General features: G+C 69.7%; 11 protein-coding genes. 5 read left to right on the top strand and 6 right to left on the bottom strand.

Going from position 1 to position 9,398, the window contains the following annotated elements:
* The first annotated feature begins 652 nt into the window (after positions 1-652).
* Complete coding sequence (locus BM175_RS17200; protein WP_090965195.1) at positions 653-1,099, top strand: Fur family transcriptional regulator; 447 nt, start codon at positions 653-655, stop codon at positions 1,097-1,099.
* 38 nt (positions 1,100-1,137) lie between these two features.
* On the opposite strand, the gene BM175_RS17195 is transcribed toward BM175_RS17200, so the two are convergent.
* Positions 1,138-1,572, bottom strand: a complete 435-nt coding sequence (locus BM175_RS17195) for an OsmC family protein (protein WP_090965192.1) — start codon at positions 1,570-1,572, stop codon at positions 1,138-1,140.
* A gap of 193 nt (positions 1,573-1,765) precedes the next feature.
* Here BM175_RS17195 and BM175_RS17190 point away from each other — a divergent pair, with 193 nt between their 5' ends.
* From BM175_RS17190 to BM175_RS17175, 4 genes are all read left to right on the top strand, one after another.
* Positions 1,766-2,725: a tyrosine recombinase XerC gene (locus BM175_RS17190; RefSeq protein ID WP_090965190.1), complete on the top strand. Its 960-nt coding sequence runs from the start codon at positions 1,766-1,768 to the stop codon at positions 2,723-2,725.
* A 143-nt stretch (positions 2,726-2,868) separates the two neighbouring features.
* The gene (locus BM175_RS17185) at positions 2,869-3,951 is read left to right on the top strand and encodes a TraB/GumN family protein (protein ID WP_090965188.1); all 1,083 of its coding nucleotides are present in this window, start codon (positions 2,869-2,871) and stop codon (positions 3,949-3,951) included.
* Between the two features lie 126 nt (positions 3,952-4,077).
* Entirely contained in the window at positions 4,078-4,374 is a 297-nt protein-coding gene (locus tag BM175_RS17180) for a hypothetical protein (protein ID WP_090965186.1), read from the top strand.
* A 73-nt stretch (positions 4,375-4,447) separates the two neighbouring features.
* Complete coding sequence (locus BM175_RS17175; protein WP_090965184.1) at positions 4,448-4,687, top strand: hypothetical protein; 240 nt, start codon at positions 4,448-4,450, stop codon at positions 4,685-4,687.
* A gap of 75 nt (positions 4,688-4,762) precedes the next feature.
* Here BM175_RS17175 and lpdA read toward each other — a convergent pair whose 3' ends face one another.
* From lpdA to odhB, 5 genes are all read right to left on the bottom strand, one after another.
* Positions 4,763-6,178, bottom strand: a complete 1,416-nt coding sequence (lpdA, locus tag BM175_RS17170; RefSeq protein ID WP_090965182.1) for a dihydrolipoyl dehydrogenase — start codon at positions 6,176-6,178, stop codon at positions 4,763-4,765.
* A 24-nt stretch (positions 6,179-6,202) separates the two neighbouring features.
* On the bottom strand, positions 6,203-6,601 hold the full coding sequence (locus BM175_RS17165; protein WP_090965178.1) for an MAPEG family protein: 399 nt from the start codon (positions 6,599-6,601) through the stop codon (positions 6,203-6,205).
* Positions 6,602-6,686: 85 nt separating this feature from the next.
* Positions 6,687-7,169 (bottom strand): hypothetical protein, encoded by a 483-nt coding sequence (locus tag BM175_RS17160; protein ID WP_090965176.1) that lies wholly within the window; start codon positions 7,167-7,169, stop codon positions 6,687-6,689.
* Positions 7,166-7,924, bottom strand: coding sequence for an SDR family oxidoreductase (locus BM175_RS17155; protein WP_090965174.1), 759 nt, complete (start codon positions 7,922-7,924; stop codon positions 7,166-7,168). Before BM175_RS17155 ends, BM175_RS17160 begins: the two co-directional genes overlap by 4 nt.
* 177 nt (positions 7,925-8,101) lie before the next feature.
* A complete protein-coding gene (gene odhB / locus BM175_RS17150; protein WP_090965172.1) occupies positions 8,102-9,370 on the bottom strand; it encodes a 2-oxoglutarate dehydrogenase complex dihydrolipoyllysine-residue succinyltransferase in 1,269 nt (422 codons plus the stop codon).
* Between the last annotated feature and the right edge of the window lie 28 nt (positions 9,371-9,398).

The following is a 9,398-nucleotide window of genomic DNA, read 5'->3' as shown; positions in this document are numbered from 1 at the left end:
CCAAGGCGAAAAGGATATCGCCCCAAGCCGTCCTCGACCAACACCGCCGTCCACGTCTCTCTTTCTTCCGTTCTCTCTTCAATTCTCAAAGAACCCGGCAAACCACAAAAGTCCGCCGCTCGGGTGACCAACCTGGCCAGCCACCCTTCAAGCATGCCAGAAGCAAACTCGAAAAAACTCGTCCGACACTCACAAGAGGCGCAAAACCGAGCCAGCCAGCCATCCCCTCCCAGATATCCCGGAAGAACACAACCGCTAACCCAACTTCCCGGCAAACCAACCAGACCGCCTCAGCCGTCCAACCCGTCCGCCCCGGCGCCACCGCCGTCGTCGATGAGCGGCTTATAGGGCGCACACGCCGCGGCGGTCAATACAAAAAATTCGACCATTCGGGAAAAAGTGCAAATCCGAAGCCCGAACAACAGCTTGCATCGTCGCCAGACCGTCAGACAGTCGTCACCGGGGGCGTCGTTGCCGGTGTCTCCAACTTGGAAGCCTCGAGAATCTATCACCGTTCCATCCCCCGATGGAGGTGCGATCCCTGTTCGGGCTGCCTCTGCCAACGTCGCGAAGGAGCCTTTAGCCCTTCGGGACGGATCACGATCGTGCCGGCGGTTTTCCCGTCAGCTTCGATCGGCTATGACACCGCGCCATGACGACGCCTCGCCCCCCTGCTCCCGTGCAGCCGCTGCCCGACTATGAAACGCTCCTGCGCGAGGCGGGCGTGCGCATCACGCGGCCGCGTCGCACCATCATCGCCATCCTGCGCGAGCATCCCGATCACCCGGACGCGCTCGAGATCTTCCGCAGGGCGTCGGCGGTCGACCCGTCGATCTCCCTCTCCACCGTCTATCGCACGATGCGGCTTCTCGAGGAGAAGGGCGCGATCCACCGCCATGCCTTCGGCAATGGTCCTTCGCGCTTCGAGCAGGCGGACGGCGAGCACCACGACCATCTCATCGATCTCGACACGGGGGACGTGATCGAGTTCTCGTCGGAGCGGATCGAGGCGCTGCAGGACGAGGTCGCTCGGTCGCTCGGCTACGAGATCGTCTTCCACCGGCTGGAGCTCTACGGGCGCAAGCGCCGGCGGGATTGAGGGGAGAGCCCGCCCATCAGGCGGACCCTCCCGACGTGTCAGACCAGCTTGGCGTCGAGGGTGACCTCGATGGCGCCGAGCGCCTTGGAGATCGGGCAGCCGGCCTTCGCCTTCTCGGCGAGTTCCTTGAACTTGGCGTCCTCGATGCCCGGAACGCGGGCTTCCAGCGTGATCGCCGAGGACTTCACCTCGAAGCCGCCGTCGGCCTGCTCGACGGCGACCACGGCGCGCGCCTTCAGTTCGTCGGCCGGCGTGCCGTTCTCGGCGAGGAAATGCGAGAGCTGCATGGCGAAGCAGCCGGCATGGGCCGCGGCCAGAAGCTCTTCCGGGTTGGTCCCCGACTTGCCGCTCTCGTCCTCGAAGCGGGCCTTGAAGGAATAGCCGTGATTGTCGAGGGCGCCGGACTGCGTGGTCAGCGACCCGCGACCGTCGGCGAGCGCGCCGTTCCAGATGGCGGTGGCATGGCGTTTCATGGATCAGTCTTCCCTTGTGCTCGGCCGCGCGATGCGGGGTGGGTGAATCCCTTGGCGTTTCGGGTTCCGGCGCATCGGCCGGACCGCTCGTCAGCGAAATGGGGGAAGGCCGGGCTTCGTCCAGCCGCAACGATACCTTTACCAGGCTGCGTTCTGGTGGTTCCCTCCGGTCCGCCGCGCGAGATGCCGTCCCATGTCCGAACCCCTTCTGGTTTCCGCCACCGCCCCGCTCCTCCAGCTGAAGGCCGCCTGGCTCGACCGGCTCGGCGTCGAGCGCCACGCCGGCCGCCTGACGATCGAAGCCTACGAGCGGGACGTGCGCCAGTTCTTCGGCTTTCTCGCGCGCTACCACGGTCGGCCAGCCGAGCCCGGCGACCTCGCCGCCCTATCGGCGACCGACCTTCGCGCCTTTCTCGCCGAGCGGCGCCGCGAGGGGCTCGGGCCGCGCAGCCTGAACCGCATCCTGTCGGGCATCCGTTCCTTCGTGCGTCACCTGGAGCGCGAGGGCCTTGCCTCCTCGGCGGGACCCGCCGCGATGCGCGCGCCTAAGCAACCGAAGTCGCTGCCGCGGCCGCTGGCCGTCGTCGACGCGCTGGCGGTGACCGAGGAGGCGGGTGCGATGGCGTCGAGCCCCTGGATCGCCGCCCGCAACGTGGCGGTGCTCACGCTCCTCTACGGCTGCGGCCTGCGCATTTCCGAGGCGCTGGGTCTGGAGGGCGATGCGCTCGCCGACGAGACCGCGCGCTCGATGACGATCCTTGGCAAGGGGCGGAAAGAACGCCTCGTGCCGCTCCTGCCCGCCGTCCTCGAGGCGGTGGCCGCCTATCGCCGGCTCTGCCCCTTCGATCTTGCGGCCGGCACGCCGCTGTTCCGCGGCGCGCGCGGCGGGCCGCTCCGGCCACAGATCGTCCAGGCCGAGATGGCGCGGCTGCGCGGGCTTCTCGGGCTTCCCGCCTCGGCGACGCCGCATGCGCTACGTCATTCCTTCGCGACGCATCTGCTGGCCAAGGGCGGCGACCTGCGCACCATCCAGGACCTTCTCGGCCACGCCTCCCTGTCCTCAACGCAGATCTACACGGCCGTCGACGGCGGGCGCCTCCTGCAGGCCTTCGAGACCGCGCATCCCCGCGCCCGACGCGCCCGCGCCGGATGATGGCGGCGGCGCGACGGATGGATGCCCTTCAGCATTTCGTCGGAATCTTGCGTTAGTCAGAGGATGACGCGGTTCGGCGTCACGGCCGCCGAGACCCGCGCGCCCGCCGATCCGCCCGACCCCGCACGGGACACCGAAGCTCGATGACGAAACGCCCGCCCCGCGGCCTTCTCCCGGCGATCCTTTCCGCCCTGCCGCACCTGTTTCCGCTCCTTCTGTGCATCGCGCTCCTGATGGCGGCCGCCGTGTCGGAGGCGGACGCCGCCGAGCCGCCGGCCTCCGGCATCCCAGCCTGCCACGTGGGTCGTAGCCTCCTGCCGGACCTCGAGGCCAAGGGCGAGATGGCGGCGCTGGAGACCGAGGCGGCGCAAACCCCGAACGGCGAGGGACGCCTGTTCCGGATCGAGCGCGATGGCCTCGCGCCCTCCTACCTGTTCGGCACGATGCACCTGTCCGACCCGCGGGTCCTCGATCTGCCGGACGCCGCCGACCGCGCCCTCGACGGGGCCGCGGGCGTCGTGATCGAGACGACGGATGTGCTGGATCCCGCACGCATGGGCGCGACACTTCTGACGCGCGCCGACCTCACCACCCTGCCGGCGGGCAGGACGCTGGCCGACGTGGTGGGGCCGGAGGGCATGGCGCGCGTCGTGCCCGTCCTGGAAGCGCGCGGCACGCCGGCGGCGGCGATCGCGCGGCTGCAGCCCTGGTTCGTCGCCGCGGGCCTCCTGATGCCCGAATGCGAGGCACAGCGTTCCGAGGCGGGCGCGAAGGTGCTCGATGTCGCGATCGCCGAACGGGCGAAGACGTCGGGCAAGCCGCTCGTCGGGCTGGAGACCGCCGCCGAGCAGCTCGAGGCGATGGCCTCGATGCCCCTCGACCTTCAGGCCGACAATCTCGTCGCCAGCGTCGAACTCGCCGACCGCCTGCCCGATCTCTTCGAGACCATGATCGACCTCTACCTCCGCGGGCAGATCGCCCTGATCGGTCCGGCCACCGAACGCGCCCTCCCCTCGGGCACCGACGAGGCGACGTCGGTCGCCGTCACGCAGGCCTTCGAGGACCGCGTCGTGCATCGCCGCAACGGGCTGATGGCCGAGCGGCTGCAACCCTTTCTCGGCGAGGGCGGACGCTTCGTGGCGGTGGGCGCGCTCCACCTGCCGGGCGAGACCGGTCTCGTCGAGGCGCTGCGCCGCACCGGCTGGACCGTGACGCGCGCCGACTGATCCGCGGCGAACGATTGTTGCGGGAACGGGCTCGCCGGCGCCGACGTTTCCTTGGCATCCCAAGCTCGCGCGAGCGCCACCCCGACCGGCCCCTGTCCGCCTCGCGCCTCCCTGCCGGAGACCGCTATGCGCCCTGTCCTGCCGTTTCTTGCCGTCCTTGCCCTATCCGGCTGCACCGCCGTCGACGGTCCGGCCTTCGACGGACGGCCGACGGCGGCGCCGACGCTCGGCCTCGCGCCCGCGTCCTACCGCCCGCCGGTGCGGCGCGGCTGCGACAACTACGCGGACCAGACGGCCCGCAACACCTATGAGAACCTCGCGGACAACGAGGACGGCTTCGGCGCCAACGCGTTCGCGCGCACGCAGGCCGAGCGCGACGGCGCGCGCGCCTACCGCCGCTGCGTCGAAGGGCGCCGTTCCTGACGATTTGGAAAGGTGACAGCCGTCCCGGATGGGTTCACACTCCTGTCGTCAACCATCTCGGGAGGATGAACGGATGTCGCGATACCGGATCGAAACGGGACGGGTGGACGGGTCGGCCTGGGTGCCGGGACCGTTCCACGACGCCCTGAACGCGGTGACCGACGAACAGGCCGTGGGCGCGGTGCGCGAGGTGCTGACGCGCTCGGGCTTTGCCGACGAGTGGGGCGACCATGCCCGCGTCCTCGACGGCGAACGGCGCGAGGTGGCGCGCATGCCCCTCGACCGCGGCTTCTGGGCCGGCGGAAACGCCTGAGGCCTTGACCTGAAAAGGGACGGCGCACCGGATGCGCCGCCCCTTGCTTGGCTGTGACGCCGAACGCTTCCGCGATCAGACGTGGATCGGCTTGGCGAAGGCCGCAAACGCCGCCTCGCGCACGGCTTCCGACAGGGTCGGATGGGCGTGGCAGGTGCGCGCGAGGTCCTCGGCAGAGCCGCCAAATTCCATCAGCACGGAAATCTCGGCGATCATGTCGCCGGCGCCGAAGCCGACGATGTGGCCGCCCAGCACCTTATCGGTGCGCGCATCCGTCAGCACCTTCACGAAGCCGTCGGTGTGGAGCATGGCGCGCGCGCGCCCGTTCGCCATCACCGGGAACTTGCCGACCTTGTAGTCCAGCCCCTCCGCCTTCAGCTCCTCCTCGGTCTTGCCGACGGACGCGATCTCGGGCGAGGTGTAGACCACCGACGGGATGACGCCGTAGTTCACGTGACCCTTCTGGCCGGCGAGGATCTCGGCGAGCGCGATGCCCTCGTCCTCGGCCTTGTGCGCCAGCATCGGACCCTTCACCACGTCGCCGATCGCGTAGATGCCGGGCACGTTGGTTTGGTAGTGCGCGTCGATCTCGATGCGGCCGGCCTTGTCGCGCGCGACGCCCGCCTCGTCGAGGCCGAGCCCTTCGGTGAAGGGGCGGCGGCCGGTCGCGACCAGCACCACCTCGGCCTCCAGCGTCTCGGCGGCGCCGCCCTTGGCGGGCTCGAACGTCACCGAGGCGCCCGATCCCGTCTTCTCCACCGCCGTCACCTTGGCGCCGAGCTTGAAGGTGAAGCCCTGCTTGACGAGGAGCTTCTGGAACTGGGCGGACACCTCGCCGTCCATCGGCCCGAGGATCTTGTCGAGATACTCGACCACGGTCACGCGCGCCCCGAGGCGCGACCAGACCGAGCCGAGTTCGAGCCCGATCACGCCGCCGCCGACGACCACCATCGAGGCGGGCACCTTGGCGAGCGCGATCGCGTGGTCGGAGGAGACGATCGTCTCGCCGTCGAAGGCGACGCTGACGCCCGGAATGCCCGCGACCTCCGAGCCCGTGGCGATGCAGATCGCCTTGGTCTGGAGCGTCCGCTTGGCGCCGTCCGGCCCGGTCACCTCGACCTCGCCCGCCTTGACGATGCGGCCCGTCCCTGTGACGCCCTCGATCTTGTTCTTGCGGAACAGGAAGGCGACGCCGTCGACATTGGCCTTCACCGTCTTGTCCTTGTGGCCGAGCATCGTCGGCAGATCGAGCTCAGGCGCCACCTTGATGCCGAGGTCGGCGAAGGAGTGGTTGGCTTCCGCAAACATCTCGGAGGCGTGGAGGAGCGCCTTCGAGGGGATGCAGCCGACGTTGAGGCAGGTGCCGCCATAGGTCTGGCGCTTCTCCACCACGGCGACCTTCAGGCCGAGCTGCGCGGCCTTGATGGCACCGACATAGCCGCCGGGGCCGGAGCCGATGACGACGAGATCGAAGGAGGTGGTGTCGGACATGGGTTGGTTCCGGTCGTTGGATGTCTATAGGAAGCGGATCAGCATCAGGAGGAGGCCGAGCATCGAGAGGACCCATACCAGGCTACGGACGTAGGGCACGCCCTTGAGGTAGAGCGGCACGTAGGCGATGCGGGCGACGAACCAAAGCCCAGCGCCCCATTCGCCGATGCCGCCCGTGCGCCCCGATAGGGCAAGGCCAAGGGCGAGCGCCACGAAGGCGGGGTAGGTTTCCTGAAAGTTGGCGAGGTTGCGCGTCGCGCGCCCGGCCATGGTGCCGAGCGGCTTGGCCTCGCCGTCGCGCGGGCCGGCGTTCCAGTCGCGGCCGCGCTCGCGCGTGACGAAGTGCCCCTGCAGCATGATCTGCACGACGAGAAGCACGACGGACCAGCCGAGAAGGGTGAGTTCGAGGGGAAGCGACGTCATCGGGACCGGACCTTTGCCTGGAGACGCCTTGCGCCTCTCTCGCCCGAGGACTTGGGACGCGCGCGCGCGAAGGAAACCGGGGCGGTCATGGCGTCGCCCCCGTGTCGCAGCGCCCCGTCGCGGCATCGAAGCTCTCGTCGACGGCGGCGAGGCGTGCGCCCGAGATCCCCATCGGTCGGAAGGGCGGCTCGCCTTGCGACGCCGGCTGGACGAGGCGCAGCTCGTAGCAGCCCGCAAAGACGCGCGTTCCCGACGCGGTCTCGGCCTCCACGACCGCGGGAAGGCGGTAATAGGTCGAACCCGCCGCGCCCTCGCCGGTCGCGGTCCCGAGCTTCAGCCGGACGTGCCGCGTGTCGGCATAACCCGCGGCGAACGCGTCGAACGGTCGGGCGGCCTCCTCGCGGAAATACGACCAGGCGCGCAGGTATTCCTGCCTCTCGATGGCGTTGTAGAGGGATTCGAGCACCGCGTCGGGCGTCGAGCGGTCGTCGCGATAGGCCGGCGGCTCGGCCGCCGCCGCCACGCCGCCGGTCGCCAGCACCAGGGCGAGCACCCCGCGCCCCGTCACGGCAGGATCGCCCGCGCGCCGGACACGTCGAGGATCGCGCCGGTGGAATAGCTCGCCTCGTCGGACGCCAGCCACAGGATCGCGCGTGCCACCTCCTCGGCGCTGCCCGGCCGGCGCATCGGAAGGTCCGGCGTCATCGTCGCGACGCGGTCCGGCTGGCCGCCGGAGGCGTGGATGTCGGTCTCGATGATGCCGGGGCGCACCGCACAGACACGTACGCCCTCCGCCGCGACCTCCTTGGCGAGGCCGACCGTGAACGTGTCGATCGCACCCTTGGCGCTGGCATAGTCGACGAACTGGCCGGGCGAGCCGAGCTTGGCGGCGGCCGACGAGAGATTGACGATCACGCCCCCCTCACCGCCCCGCGCGGTCGACATACGCCGCACCGCCTCGCGGGCGCAGAGGAACGAGCCGATCGTGTTGATGCGGAACATGCGCTCGAGCCGCGCGAGGTCCATGTCGGCGACCGCTGATGGCTGGTCGACGACCCCGGCATTGTTGACCAACACTGCGAGCCGGCCCATCCGGTCGGCCGCTTCGAAGATGCCGAGGATATCGGCTTCCGACCCGACGTCGCCGCGCACCGTCTCGGCCTGCCCGCCGGCGGCGCGGATCTCGGCGGCCACGGCCCCGGCCGCCTCGGCGTTGGCGGCGTAGTTCACCAGCACCGCATAGCCGGCGGCACCTGCGAGACGCGCGGTCGCCGCGCCGATCCCGCGCGAGCCACCGGTGACGATCATCACGCGGTCAGACATCGGGGCGCTCCTGGCTCGAGTTGGCGTTCGGGGAAAGGGCTGACCGGTTCACCGCTAGAACGCTTCCGGCCCTGTTCCACGTGAAACATCGGCAGCACGCCCTGTTGCGGGCAGTCTCCCGTCCGCCCTGAACCCGGCGCCGCCCCGCTTCGGGGGCGGCGCCGGCTGGTCGAGGTCTTAGAGGTCGAGGACGAGACGCTCCGGATCCTCCAGCGAGTCCTTGACCCGCACGAGGAAGGTCACGGCTTCCTTGCCGTCGACGATCCGGTGATCGTAGGACAGCGCCAGATACATCATCGGCCGGATCACGATCTGGCCGCCGACCACCATCGGGCGCTCCTGGATCTTGTGCATGCCGAGGATGCCCGACTGCGGCGCGTTGAGGATCGGCGTCGACATCAGCGAGCCGTAGACGCCGCCGTTGGTGATCGTGAAGGTGCCGCCCTGCATGTCGGCCATGGTCAGCTGGTTGTCGCGCGCCGCCTTGGCGAGGCGCCCGAGTTCCTTCTCGACTTCGGCGATCGACATCTGGTCGGCGTCGCGGATGACCGGGACGACGAGGCCCTTGTCGGTGCCGACCGCCATGCCGACGTGGGCGTAGTTCTTGTAGATGATGTCGGTGCCGTCGATCTCGGCGTTCACCGCCGGGATCTCCTTCAGGGCGTGCGTCACGGCCTTGGTGAAGAAGCCCATGAAGCCGAGCTTCACGCCGTGCTTCTTCTCGAAGATGTCCTTGTACTTGGAGCGCAGCGACATCACCGCCGACATGTCCACCTCGTTGAAGGTGGTCAGCATCGCCGCCGTGTCCTGCGCGTCCTTGAGGCGGCGCGCGATGGTCTGGCGGAGCTTGGTCATCCGCACGCGCTCCTCGCGCGATGCGTCGTCGGCCGAGGAGGCCGGGCGCGGTGCGGCCGGCGCCTTGGCTTGCGCCGGCGCGGAGGTGCCCTTGGCGATCGCGTCGAGGACGTCGCCCTTCAACACCTGTCCGCGCTTGCCGGACCCCTCGACGTCGGACGCCGACAGGTTCTTCTCGGCCATCAGCTTGGCGGCCGAGGGGGCGGGCTGCGTGTCGCCGTGCGCGCCGCCGCCGGCGGGCGCGGCCGGCGCCGTGGAGGCGTTGCCGTAGCCCTGCGTCGCCGCGGGCTCGGGCGCCTTCGGCGCGTCGGCCTTGGGCGCCTCTGACTTCGGCGCCGACGCGCCGGCGGAACCCGCCTCGCCGATCACCGCGATCAGCGCACCGACCTCGACCGTCTCGCCTTCCTTGACGAGGATCTCCGACAGGACGCCGGCGGCCGGCGCCGGTACCTCGACCGTGACCTTGTCGGTCTCGAGCTCGGCGATCGTCTCGTCCTGCGCGACGGTGTCGCCCGCCTTCTTGAACCACTGGCCGATCGTGGCCTCGGTGACGGATTCGCCAAGGGTCGGGACTTTGACTTCGGTGCTCATCGTAGAAGATCTCATCGGAAAGGGTGTG

The sequence above is a fragment of the Aureimonas phyllosphaerae genome (assembly GCF_900113065.1).
In the GTDB taxonomy this organism is placed as follows: Bacteria; Pseudomonadota; Alphaproteobacteria; order Rhizobiales; family Rhizobiaceae; genus Aureimonas; species Aureimonas phyllosphaerae.
The sequence above is the reverse complement of the archived record's forward strand: the minus strand, read 5'-3'. Positions and strand labels throughout refer to the sequence as shown.

Coding starts and splice junctions, on each gene's coding strand:
- BM175_RS17200 (WP_090965195.1), top strand. CDS start 653: ATGACGACGCCTCGCCCCCCTGCTCCCGTGCAGCCGCTGCCCGACTAT.
- BM175_RS17195 (WP_090965192.1), bottom strand. CDS start 1,572: ATGAAACGCCATGCCACCGCCATCTGGAACGGCGCGCTCGCCGACGGT.
- BM175_RS17175 (WP_090965184.1), top strand. CDS start 4,448: ATGTCGCGATACCGGATCGAAACGGGACGGGTGGACGGGTCGGCCTGG.
- lpdA (WP_090965182.1), bottom strand. CDS start 6,178: ATGTCCGACACCACCTCCTTCGATCTCGTCGTCATCGGCTCCGGCCCC.
- BM175_RS17165 (WP_090965178.1), bottom strand. CDS start 6,601: ATGACGTCGCTTCCCCTCGAACTCACCCTTCTCGGCTGGTCCGTCGTG.
- BM175_RS17190 (WP_090965190.1), top strand. CDS start 1,766: ATGTCCGAACCCCTTCTGGTTTCCGCCACCGCCCCGCTCCTCCAGCTG.
- odhB (WP_090965172.1), bottom strand. CDS start 9,370: ATGAGCACCGAAGTCAAAGTCCCGACCCTTGGCGAATCCGTCACCGAG.
- BM175_RS17185 (WP_090965188.1), top strand. CDS start 2,869: ATGACGAAACGCCCGCCCCGCGGCCTTCTCCCGGCGATCCTTTCCGCC.
- BM175_RS17180 (WP_090965186.1), top strand. CDS start 4,078: ATGCGCCCTGTCCTGCCGTTTCTTGCCGTCCTTGCCCTATCCGGCTGC.
- BM175_RS17155 (WP_090965174.1), bottom strand. CDS start 7,924: ATGTCTGACCGCGTGATGATCGTCACCGGTGGCTCGCGCGGGATCGGC.